Here is a 314-nt window from a genome sequence, read left to right as displayed (position 1 = left end):
TCTGTTCCTCGTATCGCAGAAGAGCGCGCGCGAGTGTCGTATTCTTCCAGTGCCTGTTCAAAAAGAGTTTTGCTTTTCATCGTTTTGGTTCCTTTTCCCCAGATCCGCCGGGTCGGTGGTTGGCTTGATTGCCTTCCATGAGTTCCACTATACTCGCCTCTATTTGTTTTGCAATACAAAACAATAAATTATTTTAATATTTTCGGATACAAAATGGCGCTCACTCCACATCCGGCTTTCCACCGCCTTTAATCCACTGGTCAATCTCGTCCTGGTTTTCCTCTGGCCCCGCTGCATGGCTGATGCCTGGTACG

1 protein-coding gene is annotated in these 314 nt (G+C 47.8%); it reads left to right on the top strand.

Going from position 1 to position 314, the window contains the following annotated elements; translation table 11 throughout:
* Positions 1-187 (top strand): hypothetical protein (locus Q4563_RS18370; RefSeq protein ID WP_303605532.1); only part of this gene is annotated, 187 nt, incomplete at its 5' end.
* Positions 188-314 lie beyond the last annotated feature (127 nt).

Source organism: Gilvimarinus sp. 1_MG-2023 (assembly GCF_030548285.1).
The sequence above is the reverse complement of the archived record's forward strand: the minus strand, read 5'-3'. Positions and strand labels throughout refer to the sequence as shown.